General features: G+C 73.7%; 16 protein-coding genes. 13 read left to right on the top strand and 3 right to left on the bottom strand.

The window, feature by feature from the left end; translation table 11 throughout:
* Positions 1–41: 41 nt before the first annotated feature.
* The 4 genes from QSK20_RS21090 (at position 42) to QSK20_RS21105 (ending at position 3,512) form a co-directional block, all read left to right on the top strand.
* Positions 42–839, top strand: a complete 798-nt coding sequence (locus tag QSK20_RS21090; RefSeq protein ID WP_285790321.1) for a GNAT family N-acetyltransferase — start codon at positions 42–44, stop codon at positions 837–839.
* A gap of 2 nt (positions 840–841) precedes the next feature.
* Positions 842–1,249, top strand: a complete 408-nt coding sequence (locus QSK20_RS21095; RefSeq protein ID WP_502888969.1) for a hypothetical protein — start codon at positions 842–844, stop codon at positions 1,247–1,249.
* Between the two features lie 512 nt (positions 1,250–1,761).
* Positions 1,762–2,541 (top strand): electron transfer flavoprotein subunit beta/FixA family protein, encoded by a 780-nt coding sequence (locus QSK20_RS21100; RefSeq protein ID WP_285790323.1) that lies wholly within the window; start codon positions 1,762–1,764, stop codon positions 2,539–2,541.
* 11 nt (positions 2,542–2,552) lie between these two features.
* The gene (locus QSK20_RS21105) at positions 2,553–3,512 is read left to right on the top strand and encodes an electron transfer flavoprotein subunit alpha/FixB family protein (RefSeq protein WP_285790324.1); all 960 of its coding nucleotides are present in this window, start codon (positions 2,553–2,555) and stop codon (positions 3,510–3,512) included.
* 98 nt (positions 3,513–3,610) lie between these two features.
* On the opposite strand, the gene QSK20_RS21110 is transcribed toward QSK20_RS21105, so the two are convergent.
* Positions 3,611–4,441, bottom strand: coding sequence for an anti-sigma factor (locus QSK20_RS21110; protein WP_285790325.1), 831 nt, complete (start codon positions 4,439–4,441; stop codon positions 3,611–3,613).
* The gene (locus QSK20_RS21115) at positions 4,395–4,997 is read right to left on the bottom strand and encodes an RNA polymerase sigma factor (protein WP_285790326.1); all 603 of its coding nucleotides are present in this window, start codon (positions 4,995–4,997) and stop codon (positions 4,395–4,397) included. The genes QSK20_RS21110 and QSK20_RS21115 overlap by 47 nt, the downstream gene beginning before the upstream one ends.
* 261 nt (positions 4,998–5,258) lie before the next feature.
* Here QSK20_RS21115 and QSK20_RS21120 point away from each other — a divergent pair, with 261 nt between their 5' ends.
* The 7 genes from QSK20_RS21120 to QSK20_RS21150 all read left to right on the top strand — a co-directional run bounded on the left by QSK20_RS21120 (position 5,259) and on the right by QSK20_RS21150 (position 12,109).
* Positions 5,259–6,089 (top strand): DUF4397 domain-containing protein, encoded by an 831-nt coding sequence (locus QSK20_RS21120; RefSeq protein WP_285790327.1) that lies wholly within the window; start codon positions 5,259–5,261, stop codon positions 6,087–6,089.
* Complete coding sequence (locus tag QSK20_RS21125; protein ID WP_285790328.1) at positions 6,086–6,748, top strand: class F sortase; 663 nt, start codon at positions 6,086–6,088, stop codon at positions 6,746–6,748. The genes QSK20_RS21120 and QSK20_RS21125 overlap by 4 nt, the downstream gene beginning before the upstream one ends.
* Before the next feature lie 59 nt (positions 6,749–6,807).
* A complete protein-coding gene (locus tag QSK20_RS21130) occupies positions 6,808–7,980 on the top strand; it encodes a cysteine desulfurase family protein (protein ID WP_285790329.1) in 1,173 nt (390 codons plus the stop codon).
* 153 nt (positions 7,981–8,133) lie between these two features.
* Positions 8,134–9,207: a tRNA 2-thiouridine(34) synthase MnmA gene (gene mnmA / locus QSK20_RS21135; protein WP_285790330.1), complete on the top strand. Its 1,074-nt coding sequence runs from the start codon at positions 8,134–8,136 to the stop codon at positions 9,205–9,207.
* A 187-nt stretch (positions 9,208–9,394) separates the two neighbouring features.
* Positions 9,395–10,399 carry a uroporphyrinogen decarboxylase/cobalamine-independent methonine synthase family protein gene (locus QSK20_RS21140; RefSeq protein WP_285790331.1) on the top strand — a complete coding sequence of 335 codons (1,005 nt, stop codon included), beginning with the start codon at positions 9,395–9,397 and terminating at the stop codon, positions 10,397–10,399.
* Positions 10,400–10,611: 212 nt separating this feature from the next.
* Positions 10,612–10,977: a VOC family protein gene (locus QSK20_RS21145; RefSeq protein ID WP_285790332.1), complete on the top strand. Its 366-nt coding sequence runs from the start codon at positions 10,612–10,614 to the stop codon at positions 10,975–10,977.
* A 130-nt stretch (positions 10,978–11,107) separates the two neighbouring features.
* Positions 11,108–12,109: an ADP-ribosylglycohydrolase family protein gene (locus tag QSK20_RS21150; protein ID WP_285790333.1), complete on the top strand. Its 1,002-nt coding sequence runs from the start codon at positions 11,108–11,110 to the stop codon at positions 12,107–12,109.
* Positions 12,110–12,169: 60 nt separating this feature from the next.
* On the opposite strand, the gene QSK20_RS21155 is transcribed toward QSK20_RS21150, so the two are convergent.
* A complete protein-coding gene (locus tag QSK20_RS21155) occupies positions 12,170–12,658 on the bottom strand; it encodes a type II toxin-antitoxin system PemK/MazF family toxin (protein WP_285790334.1) in 489 nt (162 codons plus the stop codon).
* Between the two features lie 137 nt (positions 12,659–12,795).
* Between QSK20_RS21155 and ligA the strand changes: the two genes are divergently transcribed.
* Together ligA and QSK20_RS21165 are read left to right on the top strand one after the other, a co-directional pair.
* Positions 12,796–14,931 carry an NAD-dependent DNA ligase LigA gene (gene ligA, locus QSK20_RS21160; protein ID WP_285790335.1) on the top strand — a complete coding sequence of 712 codons (2,136 nt, stop codon included), beginning with the start codon at positions 12,796–12,798 and terminating at the stop codon, positions 14,929–14,931.
* A 182-nt stretch (positions 14,932–15,113) separates the two neighbouring features.
* Complete coding sequence (locus QSK20_RS21165) at positions 15,114–17,591, top strand: putative bifunctional diguanylate cyclase/phosphodiesterase (protein ID WP_285790336.1); 2,478 nt, start codon at positions 15,114–15,116, stop codon at positions 17,589–17,591.
* Positions 17,592–17,667 lie beyond the last annotated feature (76 nt).

A 17,667-nucleotide genomic window follows, 5' to 3' on the forward strand; every position in this document is an offset into this window, starting at 1 on the left:
CATCGCCATTATCGGGTCGACCCCGGACGTAGCCTGGACCGATGAGCGATCTTGACGCGACGATCCTGCGGACGGCGTACGACCGGCAGTTGCGACCGGACGTCCCGGATCCGGTGCCGGACGGGGTGACCGTGGAGCAGGACGGTCCGCTGGTCCGGATCGTCGGCCTGGACCACCGGGGCTTCCTGACGTACCGGGACCTGGGCGGGCTGACCGGCGCGGACCTGGACGCGCTGATCGTCCGGCAGCGGGAGCTGTTCCGGCAGCGGGGCGAGGCGGTCGAGTGGAAGCTGTACGGCCACGACGAGCCGGCGGACCTGGCCGACCGGCTCCGCGCGGCCGGGTTCGTCCCGGAGGAGCCGGAGACCGTCGTGGTCGGCCCGGTCGCGCCGCTCGCGGCCGCCGTCCCGGTCCTGCCCGAGGGCGTACGCCTCCGCGAGGTCACCGACCGGGCCGACCTGGAGCGGATCGCGGCGATGGAGGCGGAGGTCTGGAACGACGACCGGGGGCACCTGGTCGACGGGTTGGCCCGGGAGATCGCCGCCGACCCCCAGTCGATCACGGTGGTGGTGGCCGAGGCGGACGGGACGGTGATCAGCGCCGGCTGGATCCGCTACGTGGCGGGCACCGGGTTCGCCACCCTCTGGGGCGGCTCGACACTGCCGGCGTGGCGTCGGCAGGGTGTCTACCGGGCGCTGGTCGCCCACCGGGCCCGGCTGGCGGCGCAGCGCGACCGCACGCTGCTCCAGGTGGACGCCTCGGCCGAGAGCCGGCCGATCCTCGAGCGGCTCGGTCTCGTCCCGGTCACCACGACGACCCCGTACGTCTACACTCCGTGATCATGGACCAGTCGCTGACGGCCGAGGAGAAACTGACCCTCAAGACCGGCGCGTTCGGTGCCGTCTTCCTGGTGTCGAACGCCGATCCGGGGTTGTTCGCCCTGGTCCGGGAGAGCTTCGCCGCGTCCGGGGTGATCGCCGGCACCAGCGGGACGGTGCGGGACGCGCTCACCTCCGGCCCGCTGCCGAGGCTGCCCGAGGGGTCCTCCCTGCAGGTGGAGCAGGCCGCGCTGGCGGCTCTGGGCCGGGCGATGACGATCCTGCGGGAGAAGGCCCCGGGCGAGGTGGCCGCGTACCGCTCGGTGGTGCTGACCGCCGCGGACCGGGCGGCCCGGGCGCACCGGGGGGTCGACCCGGCCGAGCAGGTGGCGATCGGTCGGATCAGGGAGGTGCTGGACGCGACGGACTGAACGTCCGGTGGCGCTCGGGGCCGGCGTGACGGTGGCGCGGGTCGGTCGACGAGGGCTCAGGCACCGGCCGGGGCGAGTCGGACGGGCGTCCAGAGCGCCCGGACGGCGAGCCGCACGCAGCGTTCCCGCAGCCGCCCGCAGGCGCACCGGTACGGCGTCGGAGGGAGCCGACGGCACGGTCGGGTCGTCGGCGCGTCGAAACCAGCCGACATCGCGTCCGGAGCAACTGGTGTCGCGTCGGGAACAGCGGACGTGACCGGCGATGACACCCCATCGACCTGACCTGACATGTCGTAATACCTCCCGATTCATGACTGTACCGGGTTGGTCGGAATTCGGTGAGCTGTGTCACGCTGAGCCCGTCGGAGCACGATGCTACTGACAGGTAACATTGCCGAAGTGGGTAACTGCACAACAGCCCGCGGTTGACCGGGGTCAACGCCACACGCGAGGCTGCGCCCGGGACCGGGCGAGCAAAGCCATCACCACCACAGGAGGGTCGTCGAAGCGCGATGAACATCGTCGTACTCGTCAAGCAGGTGCCCGATTCGGGCGCGGACCGCAACCTGCGCAGTGACGACAACACCGTCGACCGCGGTTCGGCGAACAACGTGATCAACGAGATGGACGAGTACGCCATCGAGGAGGCGCTGAAGATCAAGGAGGCGCACGGCGGCGAGGTCACCATCCTGACCATGGGTCCGGACCGGGCGACCGAGTCGATCCGCAAGGCGCTCTCCATGGGGCCGGACAAGGCCGTCCACGTGGTGGACGACGCGCTGCACGGCTCCTGCGCGGTGGCCACCTCGAAGGTCCTCGCCGCCGCTTTGGGCACGCTCAATGCCGACCTGGTCCTCTGCGGGGCCGAGTCGACCGACGGCCGGGTCCAGGTCCTGCCGCACATGCTCGCCGAGCGGCTCGGCGTCGCCGCGCTCACCGGCGCGCGGAAGCTGACCGTCGACGGCGGCACCCTGACCATCGAGCGGCAGACCGAGGAGGGGTACGAGGTGGTCACCGCCCCGACCCCGGCCGTGGTCTCCGTCTGGGACACCATCAACGAGCCGCGCTACCCGTCCTTCAAGGGCATCATGGCGGCCAAGAAGAAGCCCGTGCAGACCCTCTCCCTGGCCGACCTGGGCGTCGCGCCGAGCGAGGTCGGCTTCGACGGCGCGACCAGCACCGTGCTGGAGCACAGCAAGCGCCCGCCGCGCTCCGGCGGCGAGAAGGTCACCGACGAGGGCTCCGGCGGCGTGCAGCTGGTCGAGTTCCTCGCCACCGAGAAGTTCGTGTGAGGGGTCAGGAGATGTCTGAGGTTCTCGTCGTCGTCGAAGCCACCCGGGAATTCGGCGTCAAGAAGGTCACCCTCGAGATGCTCACCCTCGCCCGCGAGCTGGGCACCCCCGCCGCGGTGGTGCTCGGTGGCCCCGGCGCGGCCGAGGCGCTCGCCGGCAAGCTGGGCGAGTACGGCGCGGAGAAGATCTACGCCGCCGAGAGCGAGGAGATCGACGGCTACCTGGTGGCCCCGAAGGCCACCGTCCTGGCCGAGCTGGTCACGCGGGTCCAGCCCGCGGCCGTGCTGCTCGCCTCGGCCCAGGAGGGCAAGGAGATCGCCGCCCGCCTCGCGGTCAAGCTGGACAACGGCATCCTGACCGACGTGGTCGGCCTCGCCGCCGACGGCACCGCCACCCAGGTCGCCTTCGCCGGCTCCACCATCGTCAAGTCCAAGGTCACCAGGGGCCTGCCGCTGGTCACCGTCCGGCCGAACTCGGTCAACCCGGTCCCGGCCGCCGCCACCCCGGCGGTCGAGCAGCTCACCGTCACGGTGGGCGAGGCCGACAAGCTGGCGAAGGTGGTCGACCGGGTCGCCGAGCAGAAGGGCTCCCGCCCCGAGCTGACCGAGGCGTCGGTCGTCGTCTCCGGCGGTCGCGGGGTCGGCAACGCCGACAACTTCAAGCTGGTCGAGGAACTGGCCGACCTGCTCGGCGGCGCGGTCGGCGCGTCCCGCGCGGCGGTCGACTCGGGCTACTACCCGCACCAGTTCCAGGTCGGACAGACCGGCAAGACCGTCTCCCCGCAGCTCTACGTGGCACTCGGCATCTCCGGCGCGATCCAGCACCGGGCCGGCATGCAGACCTCGAAGACCATCGTCGCGGTCAACAAGGACGGCGAGGCGCCGATCTTCGAGCTGGCCGACTTCGGTGTGGTGGGCGACCTGTTCAAGATCGTCCCGCAGGCCGCCGAGGAGATCCGCAAGCGCAAGTGAGCCGTACGCGCGAGGGCCGCGAAACCGTCGGGGTTTCGCGGCCCTCGTCGCCGTACGGGAGCTGATCGGCGGGCCGGGGAGCTGAGCCGGCCCGCCGATCAGCTCGTCAGGGTGCCCCGCAACAGGCTGTCGCCGGAGTGGGCAGTGTTGTTGTCGTACTGCTCGGCCGAGACATCGACCACCGAGTACCGGTCGAGGTCGACGTTAGGGGGCAACGGTAGCAGCGCGTCCGCCCCGTCGCCGAGCACGCCCACCGAGAACATCTCCATCGACGCCGGATCGATCAGCCACACCTCGTAGTAACCCGGCACCTCGGGCAGATTCGCCACGTGCAGGTGCAGCCGGCCGTCGGCGAACACCCGGGCGTCCCCGGTGGCCTCCGGCGGCGTCGTCCCGTACGCGGCCAGTGGCGCGCTGGCCAGCACCTGCGGCGGCGGCTCCGGGGCGTCAGGGCGTACCACGGCCAGGGTGCCGAGCACCCCGAGCACCGCGGCGGCGGTGGCGGTCACCGCGCTCAGCACCCAGCCGGAGACCCGGCGCGGCCGACGGCCCGGCCGGGAGAACGGCGAGGCCCGCCCGGTGCCGTTCCCGGCCAGATCCGGGCCGGTGCCGTTCTCGGTCGGGGCGGTGCTGCTTTCGGCCGGGGCGGTGCTGCTCTGGGCCGACGGCTCCGGCCGGCGGGGCCGGGTCAGCGACGGCAGGCTCTGCGTCGCGGCGACCTCGGTGGCGATGGCGTCCCAGACCTGCGGCGGCGGTTCCGGCAGGTCCCGCAGGGCCTGCGTCTCCGCGCCCAGCCCGGCGACGTGCCGCAGGGCGGCCAACTCGGCCCGACAGTGCGCGCAACCGTCGAGGTGGTGGTTCTCGCCGGTGTCCGCCTCGCTCTCACCGAGCGCCAGAAAGACCAGCCGGTTGTGTTCCAGGTGCTGCACCGTCCACCTCCCATCGGCGTTTCAGACTCGCCATGCCACGTCGGATGTGGCTCTTGACCGTGCCCAGCGGCACCCCGGTCACCGTCGCTATCTGCTGGTGGGTCAGGTCGTCGAAGAACGCCAGCTCGAGCATCCGCCGCTGGTCGGCGGGGAGCCGGGCCAACTCGTCGGCGACCACCAGCCGGTCGACGACGCGATCCGGGTCCGGGCCGGTCGGCTCCGGCTCGGGCAGCTGCCGGACCGTCTCCACCGCCCGGGTCTCCCGGGCGACCACCCGCAGCCGGTCCACGACCTTGCGGCGGGTGATCCCGAGCAGCCAGCCGACCAGGGAACCCTTCGACGGGTCGAAGGTCTCCCGACCCATCCAGGCCGCGACGAACGCCGCCTGGGTGACGTCCTCGGCGTCGGCACGGTTGACCAGCGTGCTGGTCGCCAGATGGAAGACCGCCCGGCCGTACCGGTCGTACGTCTCCCGCAGGGCCGTCTCGTCGCCAGCGCGGAAACGGTCGGCCAGGTCGTCCCCGGAAGGGCCGGTGTCAGGTGTCTCCGCTGTCACCGGGCGGCTCGCCTTACGTGGAGCATGCCCGACTGTAACTCCCGCAGTCATCACACCACCCTCCCGGTCGGTCGCTCCGCCGCACGTTCACCTGGGTTCTTCGTCCCGGGCCGGCCCGGCGGATGCGGACCGAACGGAGAAAAGAAAGTCGTCGACGCCGCATCCGGCCGGCGCAGTGCCGACGTAACCCGTTCCGCAAGCCAGGCCTGGCACGAACGGCACCTTCCCGTGAGATCAGCACCAGCCATCAGGAGGACAGCCATGCAGGTTTCGTACGTCCGTCGCCTCACCGCGGGCACGGCGGTGGCCGTGGCGACGTTCGCCGGGGTCAGCGCGTTCACCGCCGCCCCCGCGTACGCCGCCACGTCGAAGGTCTCCGTGGTGCACGGCATCCCGGACACTCCGGTCGACGTGTACGTCAACGGCGAGAAGACGCTGACGAACTTCCAGCCCGGCGACGTCGCCGGCCCCCTGGACCTCGAGGAGGGCCAGTACGACATCGCCCTGACCAAGCCGGGCGAGCCGGTCGGCAGCGCGATCCTGAAGGTCGACGACGCGCAGGTGCCGGGCGGGGCGAACGTCAGCATCGCCGCGCACCTCGACGCCGGCGGCCAGCCCAAGATCACGCCGTTCGTCAACGACACCGCGAAGGTGGACGCCGGCAAGGCCCGGCTGATCGTCCGGCACACCGCCGCCGCCCCGGCGGTGGACGTCCGGGCCGGCGGCACCCCGGTCTTCGAGGACCTGACCAACCCGAACGAGGCCAAGGCCGACGTGGCGGCCGGTAGCGTCTCGGCGGACGTGGTGCTCGCCGGCACCGACACCGTGGCGATCGGCCCGGCGAACCTGAACCTCGCCGAGGGCACCGCCACCATCGTCTTCGCGATCGGCTCGGCCCAGGGCGACAACCTGGAACTGGTCTCGCAGACCATCTCCGGGCTGCACTCCGTCCCGGGTGGTGTACCCACCGGGGACGGTGGCCTCGCCGGCACCGGCCCGCAGACCTGGTGGTACGTGCTGGCCGGAGCCGGCGCGCTGCTGCTGGTCGGCGGCGGGGCACGGCTGGCGACCGCACGGTCCGGTCGCCGGTGACGGTACGCAACCGCGGCGCGCTGGCGGCGGTGGCCGCCGGCGCTGCCGCGCTCACCGTCGCCACCGTGGTGGCCTGCGGCAGCCGGCCCGCCGCGGACGTCGGCGGCGCGGACGTCGAACGCCTCGCCACCGCCACCCCACCCCCGGCCGGCGCCCCCGCCGCCACCCGGGTCCCGGTCACCTCCGGGGACCTGCCCACCGCGGCCGGCACCGTGCCACCGACCCGGCTGCGCATCCCGGCCATCGGGGTCGCCGCCACCGTCGACGCGGTCGGCATAGACGAACGGACCGACGAGTTCGACGTACCGCCCAGCGTCGACCAGGTCGGCTGGTACCGGTACGGGCCCGGCCTGGAGGCCGACGCCGGTTCGATCGTGGTCGCCGGGCACGTGGACAGCGCCACCCAGGGCCGGGGGGCGTTCTACCGGCTCCGCGAACTGGACCGGGGCGACACCGTCACGGTCACCGGCAGCGACGGCCGGGAACGCGCGTACCGGGTGGTGGCCCGCGAGGAGTACGACAAGACGAAGATCCCGCTGGACCGCTACTTCGCCCGGGACGGGTCGGTGCGGCTCACCCTGATCACCTGTGGTGGCCCGTTCGACGCCGAGGCCCGCCGCTACCGGGACAACATCGTGATCACCGCCGTACCCGCGTGAGCCGTCCCCACCTCCCTGCGGGCCGGGTGGGGACGGGACGGCGGATAGGCTGAACCGCGATGACATACCTGGATCACGCGGCGACGACCCCGATGCTCGACGAGGCACTGGAGGCGTACGTCGCGACCGCTCGCGAGGTCGGCAACGCGTCGTCACTGCACGCGGCGGGGCGGCGTGCCCGTCGCCGGGTGGAAGAGTCCCGGGAACGGGTGGCCGCCGCCCTGGGCGCCCGTCCGTCCGAAGTGATCTTCACGGGCGGGGGCACCGAGAGCGACAACCTCGCGGTCAAGGGAATCTTCTGGTCCCGACGGGAGGCCGGGCGGAACCGGGTCGTCTCCAGCGCGGTCGAGCACCACGCCGTGCTCGACGCGGTGGACTGGCTCTGCGCGCACGAGGGCACCGGGGTGGGCTGGCTGACGGTGGACGGGGCCGGCCGGCTCAGCCCGGTCGGGCTCCGCGCCGAACTGGCCGCGCACGGGGACCAGGTGGCCCTGGTGACCGCGATGTGGGCCAACAACGAGGTCGGCACCGTCCAGCCCGTCGCCGAGCTGGCCGCCGTCGCCGCCGAGTACGGCGTGCCGTTCCACACCGACGCGGTCCAGGCGGTCGGGCAGGTGCCCGTCGACTTCGCCGCCAGCGGCGTCGCCGCGCTGACCGTCACCGGGCACAAGCTCGGCGGCCCGACCGGGGTGGGCGCGCTGCTGCTCGCCCGGGACGTCGCGGCCACCCCGCTGCTGCACGGCGGCGGCCAGGAGCGCGACGTCCGTTCCGGCACCCTGGACACCGCCGGGATCGCCGCCTTCGCCGTCGCGGTCGAGAGCGCGGTCAAGAACCAGCAGTCGTACGCCGCGCGGGTCACCGCGCTCCGCGACGACCTGGTGGAACGGGTCCGGCGGGCGGTGCCCGAGGTGGTCCACAACGGCGACCCGGCCGACCGGCTCCCGGGCAACGCGCACTTCTCCTTCCCCGGCTGTGAGGGGGACGCGCTGCTGCTGCTCCTGGACGCCCAGGGCATCGCCTGTTCGACCGGTTCGGCCTGCTCGGCGGGCGTGGCGCAGCCGTCGCACGTGCTGCTGGCCATGGGCGCCGACAACGACCGGGCCCGCTCCTCGCTGCGCTTCTCACTCGGGCACACCTCCACCGAGGCCGACGTGGACGCCCTGATCGCCGCGCTCCCCGCCGCCGTGGAGCGGGCCCGCCGGGCCGGCGCGATCCGCTCCGCCCGGTCCTGACCCACCGCCCGGGGCGGCGCAGCCGGTCCGTGACGCCGTGCCGACCGGCATGACTGGTTCTTGACGTGGTGTGGGCCGGCGCGGCCAGCTCTCGGCGCCGTGCCGACCGGCTCCCGGCACGGGCTACCCTCGACGGGTGAAGGGGGTACGGCGGTGAGGGTCTTGGCAGCGATGTCCGGCGGGGTCGACTCGGCGGTCGCCGCCGCGCGGGCGGTGGAGGCGGGACACGACGTCACCGGAGTGCATCTGGCGCTGGCCCGTAATCCGCAGACCTACCGGACCGGGGCACGCGGCTGCTGCACCCTGGAGGACTCCCGGGACGCCCGTCGGGCCGCCGACGTGCTCGGCATCCCGTTCTACGTCTGGGACATGGCCGACCGGTTCCACGCCGACGTGGTCGACGACTTCGTCGCGGAGTACGCGGCCGGGCGTACCCCGAACCCGTGCCTGCGCTGCAACGAGAAGATCAAGTTCGCCGCGGTGCTGGACCGGGCCGTGGCCCTCGGCTTCGACGCCGTGGTCACCGGCCACCACGCCCGGCTCGGCCCGGACGGGCTGCTGCGCCGCAGCGTCGACCTGCCCAAGGACCAGTCGTACGTGCTGGCCGTGCTCACCCGTGAGCAGCTCGACCGGTCGATGTTCCCGCTCGGCGACTCGACCAAGGCACAGGTGCGGGCGGAGGCGGCCCGGCGAGGGCTGGCCGTGGCCGACAAGCCCGACTCGCACGACATCTGCTTCATCGCCGACGGCGACACCCGGGGCTTCCTGGCCGACCGGCTGGGCGAGGCCCCCGGCGACGTGGTCGACGCGCTGACCGGCGCGGTGGTCGGCAGCCACAGCGGCGCGTACGCGTACACGGTGGGGCAGCGGCGGGGACTGCACCTGGACCGTCCCGCCCCGGACGGCCGCCCCCGGTACGTGCTCTCCATCACCCCGAAGACCAACACGGTCACGGTCGGGCCGGCCGAGGCGCTGGATGTCACCGAGGTCAGCGCCGAGCGTCCGATCTGGACCGGCGGCCCCCGTCCCGACCACCCGGTCGAGTGCGAGGTGCAGCTACGCGCCCACGGCGACGTCGCGCCGGCCACGGTCACCCTCGACGCCCACGGGCTGCGTGCCACGCTGCGCCGCCCGGTGCGTGGCGTCGCCGCCGGCCAGGCCATCGTCGCGTACCGGCCCGACCCGGCCGGCGACGTGGTGCTCGGCTCCGCGACCATCACCGCCTGAGGTGCCAGCCGGCCGCGCCGGCTGAGGTGGTAGCCGGCCGCGCCGGCTGAGGTGGTAGCCGGCCGCGCCGCCTGAGGTGGTAGCAGGGGTCCCCTGTTACCGCTTTTTGCCGAGGAAGGGTCCCCTGCAACCACCGCCGACCCGGCGACGCGGACGGCCGGGGTGACGGCCGGTTACCCTGTCGACCGTGACTGATCAGGTCTGGCCCTGGCCGCGTGGCGCGGCGACCGGCATCGGCTCCCTCCCCGGCACCGACGTCGCCGAAGCGCAGCGCGTCGTCCTCGGCGAGCTGCCGGACCTGCCCCACCTTCCCGAGCTGCCGGCCCGTGGCCCCGGCGCGGACCTGGTCGGGCGCGGTGCCGGACTGCTGGTCGAACTGCCGGTCGAGCTGTACGCGGCGCGCTGGCGGATCGCCCCCCGCCCGGGACGGGACCTGCGCCGCACCCGCGACCTGATGGAACGCGACCTCGACCAGCTCGCCGAGCAGGCCGAGGAGTACACCGGCCCGATCAAGGTGCAGGTGGCCGGCCCGCTCACCCTGGCCGCCACGCTGGAACTGCCGATCGGCGGTCGGATGCTGCGCGACCCGGGCGCGGTGCGGGACCTCACCGGCTCGCTCGCCGAGGGGCTGCGCGGTCACGTCGAGGCGGTCGCCCGTCGGGTGCCCCGGGCATCGGTGCTGGTCCAGCTCGACGAGCCGTCGCTGCCGGCCGTACTGGCCGGGCGGGTCCCCACCGAGAGCGGGCTCGGCGCGTACCGGGCGATGGAGTCGGAGGTCGCGCGGACCGCTCTGCGTACGGTCGTCGAGGCGGCCGGCGTGCCCGTCATCGTGCACTGCTGCGCCCCGGACGTGCCGCTGGAACTGGTCCGCGACGCCGGCGCGGTCGCCGTCGCGTTGGACCTCGCCCAGGTCACCGACCTCGATCCGCTCGGCGAGGCGATCGACGCCGGGCTGGGGTTGCTGGCCGGGGCCGCCCCGGCGCTGCCGTCGTCGGCCGGTCGCGCACCGACCTCCGCCCAGGTCGCCGATCGGGTACGCCAGCTCTGGGACCGGCTCGGTTTCCCCCGGGCCCGGCTGCCCGAGCAGGTGGTGGTGACCCCGGCGTGCGGCCTGGCCGGGGCAACTCCCCGTCACGTGCGCGAGGTGCTCGCCGCCTGCCGCGACGCCGGCCGGCGGCTGGCCGAGGAGTAGGCACCCGGCCGGCGGCCCGCCGAGCAGCAGGAGTCCGGTGGGTGGTCGGCAGGAGGAACAGGCGGCCGGCGGGGAGCCTACGTCGGTTCGGCCTGGTCGGCCTGGGAACAGGCGGCCGGCGGGAGGGGGCCGTAGGTTCGGCGGCCGGAACCTCGGGTCGCGGCTCGCCGGGATCCGGGTTTCCCGTCGTGTCGGGTGGGCAGGATGACGTCATGATTGGACAGCTACGTTCCGTGGTTGTGGACTGCCCCGACCCCCGTGCCCTGGCCGACTTCTACGCCGAACTGCTCGGCCTGTCGATCGCCGAGGAGGAGTCGGAGGACGACTGGGTGGTGCTCGGCGGTCCGCGCGGGCAGTATCCCCGAATCGCCTTCCAGGCGGCCCCCGACCTGCGCCCGCCGGCCTGGCCCGACCCGGAACGCCCGCAGCAGTTCCACCTGGACGTGCAGGTGGACGACGTGGACGCGGCCGAACAGCGGGTGCTCGCCCTGGGCGCGCGCCGGCTGCCCGGGGAGGGGGACGACTTCCGCGTCTACGCGGACCCGGCCGGTCACCCGTTCTGCCTGGTCTTCGACTGAGCCGTGGTAGCAGGGGTCCCCTGCTAAGCAAAAAGCGGTAGCAGGGGACCCCTGCTACCACGCCAGCCCTGCCACCACCCGGACCCGGCAACCACGCCGACGGTTGCGGGGGACGGGCAGGATGAGGGCCATGATCCAGCCTTCGGTACGGCGTGCCTCCGGTTCCTTCTTCGGTCTCGCGTACGGCGACGCCCTGGGCGCGCCGACCGAGTTCCTGACGGTCGACGAGATCGTCCGCCGGTACGGTCCGGGCGGTCCCCGGACGCTGGCCGGTGACCCGGCGCTGGTCACCGACGACACCCAGATGGCCCTGGCGGTCGCCGGGGCGCTGCGGGAGGCCCCGGCGCTGACCCCGGAGGCGGTCGAGCCACTGCTGCGGCAGCGCTTCGTCGCATGGTCGGTCAGTCCGGAGAACAACCGTGCCCCCGGCATGACCTGCCTGCGTGCCTGCGGGGAGCTGGCGCGCGGGGTGCGCTGGCAGGAGGCGACCCAGGCCGGCTCGAAGGGGTGCGGGGCGAACATGCGGGTCACTCCGGTGGGCCTGCTCGACGTCGACCTGGACACCCTCGCCGGGCTTGCCCAGCTCCAGGCCGGCCTGACCCACGGGCATCCGACCGGGCTGGCGGCCAGCGAGTTGACCGCGTACGCGGTGCGGGCGCTGCGCGACGGGGCGACCCTGCCCGAACTGCCCGAGGTGCTCGTCGCGCACGCCCGGCGGCAACGCCGGGTCTATCGGCACGAGTGGCTGGGCGACCTCTGGCAGCAACCGGGCGTGACCGACCCGGCCGACTTCGTCGCGCGGGGCTGGGACGAGTGCCTGGACGTGCTCGACCGGCTGACCACTGCGCTGGCCCGCCCCGACGACGGTGGCGACCCGTGCCGGGAGACCGGGGACGGCTGGGTGGCCGAGGAGGCGCTCGCCACCGCCCTGCTCTGCGCGGTCCGGCACGCCGACGATCCGGTCGGCGCGTTGGCCCGGGGCGCGACCACCGCCGGCGACTCGGACTCGATCGCCGCGCTGGCCGGCGCGTTCGTCGGCGCGGCCCACGGTATGGCCGCCTGGCCCGCCGACTGGGCCACCCGCATCGAGTACGCCGACGAACTCCGTGCCTTCTCCGCCCCCCTCGACTGATCCCGCCGCAGCCGGACCCCTCCGGTTTCCGTACGCCGGGACCGGAGGCGGGGGGACAGGTCAGGGCTGGGGGTGGAGGCGGCGCCAGAGGGCCGGGTCGCAGGTGCCGGCGCGGCTGCGGAAGGCGTCGGCCTCGACCCGGATCGTCGTACCGAGGTCGAGGAAGCTGTCGTGGTCGGCGGTGGCGTCCCAACTGCGGGTCGGGATGCGGATGTGGTCGTCACGGTCGCCCTTGTCCTGACTCGTGATCTTGAACACGTCCGCGCCCCGTCGGTCGGCCCGCAGCACCAGGCAGGGGCGCACCTTCGAGCCGGTGCCGTCGGCGTACGGCACGTCCGCCCACCAGATCTCGCCGGGTCGGGGCGTACCGGTGGCGGTCCGCCGGTCGCGCGGACGTGGCGGCGCGGTCGGCCGGTCGGTACGACGTGGCGGCCGGGTCCGTCCCGTCGGACGCGACGGCGGCGCGGGCCGGTGCCGCCAACTGCTCCACGCCCAGCCGGCGGCCACCGCCAGCAGGATCGCCAGCGCCCAGGGCAGCCACTCCGGCATGCGCGTCCCGCCTTCCGCCCGCCCGGTCCCGCGCCGGGTGACCAGCCGATTGTCCCACCCGACCGATACGGTGCCTCAGGTAGCGTGATCAGCGAGGTCGCGGGGTGTCCGTGGTCTCAGGGCGTGGAGGGTCGCACGTGTCCGAGGAAGCCATCCCCCAGCAGGTCAGCCCGGCGCAGGAGGAGGCGGCCGGGGCGGAGCCGCCGGCCGGGGTCAAGGAACGGCACGCCACCCTCAGCCAGGAGCTGACCGACCACCAGTACCGCTACTACGTGCTGGACGCCCCGACCGTCAGCGACGCCGAGTTCGACACGCTGCTGCGCGAGCTGGAGGCGATGGAGGAGGAGTTCCCGGCGCTGCGCACCCCGGACTCGCCCACCCAGCGGGTCGGCGGCACCTTCTCCACCGACTTCGCGCCGGTGACCCATGCCGAGCGGATGCTCTCGCTGGACAACGCTTTCGCCGACGAGGAACTCGCCGCCTGGGCCGAACGGGTGGTCCGCGACGCCGGTGGCGAGGTTCCCTACCTCTGCGAGCTGAAGGTCGACGGGCTGGCGATCAACCTCACCTACGAGCGCGGCCGGCTGGTCCGGGCCGCGACCCGGGGTGACGGCCGCACCGGCGAGGACGTCACCGCCAACGTCCGCAGCATCCGGGACGTGCCGTCCGAGCTGAGCGTCTCCGCCGAGTTCGGCCCGCCGCCGGAGCTGCTGGAGGTGCGCGGCGAGATCTACTTCCCGGTGGCCGGCTTCGCCGACCTCAACGCCGGCCTGGTCGAGCAGGGCAAGCCGCCCTTCGCGAACCCGCGCAACGCCGCCGCCGGCAGCCTGCGGCAGAAGGATCCGCGGGTCACCGCGTCCCGGCCGTTGCGTTTGGTGGTGCACGGCATCGGCGCGCGGCGCGGATTCCAGCCCACCGCGCAGTCCGAGGCGTACGCGGCGCTGAAAGGGTGGGGGCTGCCCACCAGCGACCGGTGGCGGGTGGTGCCCGACCTGGCCGGCGTCGCCGAGTACATCGCCCACTACGCCGCCCACCGGCACGACGTCGAGCACGAGATCGACGGCGTGGTGGTGAAGGTCGACCCGGTCTCCATCCAGGGCCGGCTCGGCTCGACCAGCCGGGCACCGCGCTGGGCGATCGCCTTCAAGTACCCGCCGGAGGAGGTCAACACCAAGCTCCTCGACATCCAGGTCGACGTCGGGCGGACCGGCCGGGTCACCCCGTTCGCGGTGCTCGAACCGGTCCGGGTGGCCGGCTCGACGGTGGCGCTGGCCACCCTGCACAACGCCCGCGAGGTGGAGCGCAAGGGGGTGAAGATCGGCGACACGGTGGTGCTGCGCAAGGCCGGGGACGTCATCCCCGAGGTGCTCGGCCCGGTGGTCGAGCTGCGCCCGCCGGACGCCCGCGACTTCGTGATGCCCACCCACTGCCCGGCGTGCGGTTCCCCACTCGCCCCCGCGAAGGAGGGCGACGTCGACATCCGTTGCCCGAACTCGCGGACCTGCCCGGGGCAGTTGCGGGAACGGCTGACCTACCTCGCCGGTCGGCGGGCACTGGACATCGAGGTGCTGGGCGAGAAGGCGGCGGCCGCGCTGCTCGACTCGGGTGTGATCACCGACGAGGGTGACCTGTTCCTCCTCGACGAGAAGCGCCTGGCCGAGGTGCCGTTCTTCGTCAACAAGGACGGCAGCCTGGGCAGCAACGCGGCCCGCTTCCTGGCCAGCCTGGACCAGGCCCGGCAGCGGCCGCTCTGGCGGGTGCTGGTGTCGCTGTCGATCCGGCACGTCGGCCCGACCGCCGCGCAGGCCCTCGCCCGGCACTTCGGTTCGGTCGACGCGATGCGGGCGGCCACCGAGGAGGAACTCTCCTCGGTGGAGGGCGTCGGCCCGACCATCGCGGCGAGCCTGACCGAGTGGTTCACCGTCGACTGGCACCGTGCGGTCGTCGACAAGTGGGCCGCCGCCGGGGTACGCATGGCGGAGGAGACCGTCGACGAGGGGCCGCGTCCGCTGGAGGGGATCAGCGTCGTGGTCACCGGCACCCTCGCCGGGTTCTCCCGGGACCAGGCCGCCGAGGCGATCCAGTCCCGGGGCGGCAAGGTCAGCGGGTCGGTCTCCAAGAAGACCGGCTTCGTGGTGGTGGGGGAGAACCCGGGCTCCAAGGCGGAGAAGGCCAGCGCCCTCAAACTGCCGGTCCTCGACGAGGACGGCTTCCGGGTGCTGCTCGAGTCCGGCCCGGACGCCGCGCGCGAGGTGGCCCGCCGCGAGGAGTGAGCCGGGACCGGGCCCGACCGGCGCGGCTTGCGGCAACTGGCGGCGTATACCAACTTAATTACGACTACGACCGATTCGTGGCTGTCCTACCGTGAAATCTTCCGGCGGGGGCGTTTGATGGGGAGCACGGCGTGGCACAAGGTCACGCCGTGCGAACCGGACCGCACACCTCGGGAGGTGCGATGGAGGCCGCCGACCTGCGGAATGCCGTGCCGCCTGCCCGGGTGGGGCCGTTCTTCGGGTTCGTCGGCGCGACCGTCGTACTGGCCGTCGGGCTCACCCTCGTTCCGCTGGTCTCGCTCCCCGGTGACCTCGCCACGCTGCCCGGCGCCTTCTGGATCATGGCCGTGCTCGCCGTGGTCTGTGACGCCCGGCCCTTCGTGCCGCCCGGCCAGCGGCACAGCTCGGCGGTCTTCCCGTCGATCTGCTTCACCTTCGCGATCCTGATCGCCTGGGGACCGGGTGCGGCGGTGGCGGTGCAGACCGCCGCGGTGGTCGTCTCCGGCTGGCGGCTCCGGCACGTCGCCTGGCGGACCACGTTCAACGCCGCCCAGTACGCCTGTGCGCTCGCCGCCGCGGACGAGGTGATCCGGCTCGGTCCCGGCTCGGCGTTCGCCGACGACCGTCTGCACTGGACCGACGCGGTGGCGCTGGCCGGGGCGGCGGTGGCCTGGTTCGTGGTCAGCTACGTCCTGGTCAGCCTGGCGGTACGGCTGCGCTTCGGTGACCCGTGGTGGCCCACCGTCCGGCGCGGACTCGGTTTCGAGCTGCTCTCCACCGGTTCGTTGCTGCTGCTCGCCCCGGTGCTGGTGGCCGCGGCCCGGGCCAGCGCGGCGCTGATCCCACTGGTGCTGGTGCCGCTCTTCGCCGTCTACCGGATGGCCCGTCTCTCCGCCGACCAGGAGCACCTTGCCGCGCTCGATCCGCTGACCGGGCTGCCCAACCGCAAGGCGTTGCTCACCGAGGTCGCCGAGCAGATCCGCCGGCACGCCGAGCGGGGCGCCCAGGGGATGCCCGACGGGCAGCTCGCGCTGCTCCTGATCGACCTGGACCGGTTCAAGAACGTCAACGACGCGCTCGGCCACGCCGTCGGTGACCGGCTGCTGGTGGCGGTGAGCGACCGGCTCACCTCGGCCCTCGGCTCCCGGGACATGGTGGCCCGGCTCGGCGGCGACGAGTTCGCCGTCGTGTCGGGCGGGCTGACCGGGGTGGACGACGCCCGCCGCGTCGCCGACCGGGTGGTCCGCGCCCTCGCCGAGCCGGTCCCGCTCGACGGGTTGCCGCTGGACGTCGGAGGATCGATCGGCATCGCGCTCTTCCCCGAGCACGGCGAGGACTTCGCCACCCTGATGCGCCACGCCGACGTGGCGATGTACGACGCCAAGCACCGCAACGACACCGTCGCCGTGTACGCCGCCGAGTCGGACCACAACTCCGCCGAGCGTCTCGGTCTCCTGGCCGACCTGCGCCGGGTGCTGGAGTCCGGGACGACCGATCCGGTGGCGTTCGACCCGACGGTAGCCGGGACCGCGACCTCAGCCGGGACCGCAGCGGCGGCCGGAGCCGGGACCGCAACGGCAGCCGGAGCCGCAACAGCCGCGACCGCCCGGGGCGGCGACGGGGCCGCGCTGCCCGCCGGGGACGACGACACCCCCGTCCGGCAGGGTTCGCGCCGGTGGGGTGGGCGGCGCGACCGGTCCGCCACGCACCCCGACGAGCTGATCAACCAGATCATCACCGGGGCCGACCCGGTTCGTCGACGGGCCGGACGGACCGACGACACCCCGGCACCCCGCGCACCCGAGCCGGCTTCGGCACCGGAGTGGACGCCGCTGGTCGGGCCCGGGACGGCCGACGGCACCGAAGGGCGGGTCGAGGCGGGCGAGCCGTGCGGGATCACGATGTACTACCAGCCCCAGGTCCGGATCGCCACCGGTGAGGTGGTCGGGGTGGAGGCGCTGCTGCGCTGGCGGCACCCCCGTCGGGGCATGGTCGACCCGGAGGAGCTGATCCGGGTCGCCGAGCAGAGCGCGGTGATGCGGCTGCTGACCCGCCGGGTGGTCGACGACGTGGTGGGGCAGTTGGCCCGCTGGTCGGCGGCGGGCAGCACCCTGCGGGCCGCGCTCAACGTCAGCGTCCGGGACCTGCACACCGGGGAGATCGCCGACCAGATCGGTGACCTGCTCACCCGCTACGCGATCCGTCCGGACCGGCTGCAACTGGAGATCACCGAGGGTGCCCTGATGGCCGACCCCCGGCGGGTGCTCGACACGATCTCCCGGCTGCACCGGATCGGGGTGGCCATCGCGCTGGACGACTTCGGCACCGGATACTCCTCCCTCCAGCACCTGCGGCGGCTGCCGCTGTCCGAGGTGAAGGTGGACCGCTCGTTCGTCCTCGGCATGGCCGACGACCCCGACGACGCCGCGATCGTCCGTTCGATGATCGAACTGGCCGGGGCGCTCGGCCTGCGGGTGGTCGCCGAGGGGGTGGAGGACGAACGGACCTGGCGGTCGCTCCACGCCGCCGGCTGCGACCTGGCGCAGGGCTGGTTCTACGCCCGACCGATGCCGGCCGACGAACTGACCGCGTGGCTGGCCCGGTACCGACCGGTCCGGCCGACCGGCGTGACCGGCAGCCGCTCCCGGCCGAGCGGCTGACCGCCCGCCACCGTCGGTGCCACCGACCGGCACGCGGGGGGAGTCGGGGGCGCGGCTGACGTGCCAGCCAATAGAC

It is taken from the genome of Micromonospora sp. NBRC 101691, assembly GCF_030269285.1.
In the GTDB taxonomy this organism is placed as follows: domain Bacteria; phylum Actinomycetota; class Actinomycetes; order Mycobacteriales; family Micromonosporaceae; genus Micromonospora; species Micromonospora echinospora.

Bases quoted from the DNA above. Each gene is read 5' to 3' on its own strand.
- QSK20_RS21100 (WP_285790323.1), top strand. From the start codon at position 1,762: ATGAACATCGTCGTACTCGTCAAGCAGGTGCCCGATTCGGGCGCGGAC.
- QSK20_RS21155 (WP_285790334.1), bottom strand. From the start codon at position 12,658: ATGCCGGAGTGGCTGCCCTGGGCGCTGGCGATCCTGCTGGCGGTGGCC.
- QSK20_RS21130 (WP_285790329.1), top strand. From the start codon at position 6,808: ATGACATACCTGGATCACGCGGCGACGACCCCGATGCTCGACGAGGCA.
- QSK20_RS21105 (WP_285790324.1), top strand. From the start codon at position 2,553: ATGTCTGAGGTTCTCGTCGTCGTCGAAGCCACCCGGGAATTCGGCGTC.
- QSK20_RS21120 (WP_285790327.1), top strand. From the start codon at position 5,259: ATGCAGGTTTCGTACGTCCGTCGCCTCACCGCGGGCACGGCGGTGGCC.
- QSK20_RS21150 (WP_285790333.1), top strand. From the start codon at position 11,108: ATGATCCAGCCTTCGGTACGGCGTGCCTCCGGTTCCTTCTTCGGTCTC.
- QSK20_RS21145 (WP_285790332.1), top strand. From the start codon at position 10,612: ATGATTGGACAGCTACGTTCCGTGGTTGTGGACTGCCCCGACCCCCGT.
- QSK20_RS21090 (WP_285790321.1), top strand. From the start codon at position 42: ATGAGCGATCTTGACGCGACGATCCTGCGGACGGCGTACGACCGGCAG.
- QSK20_RS21095 (WP_502888969.1), top strand. From the start codon at position 842: ATGGACCAGTCGCTGACGGCCGAGGAGAAACTGACCCTCAAGACCGGC.
- QSK20_RS21165 (WP_285790336.1), top strand. From the start codon at position 15,114: ATGGAGGCCGCCGACCTGCGGAATGCCGTGCCGCCTGCCCGGGTGGGG.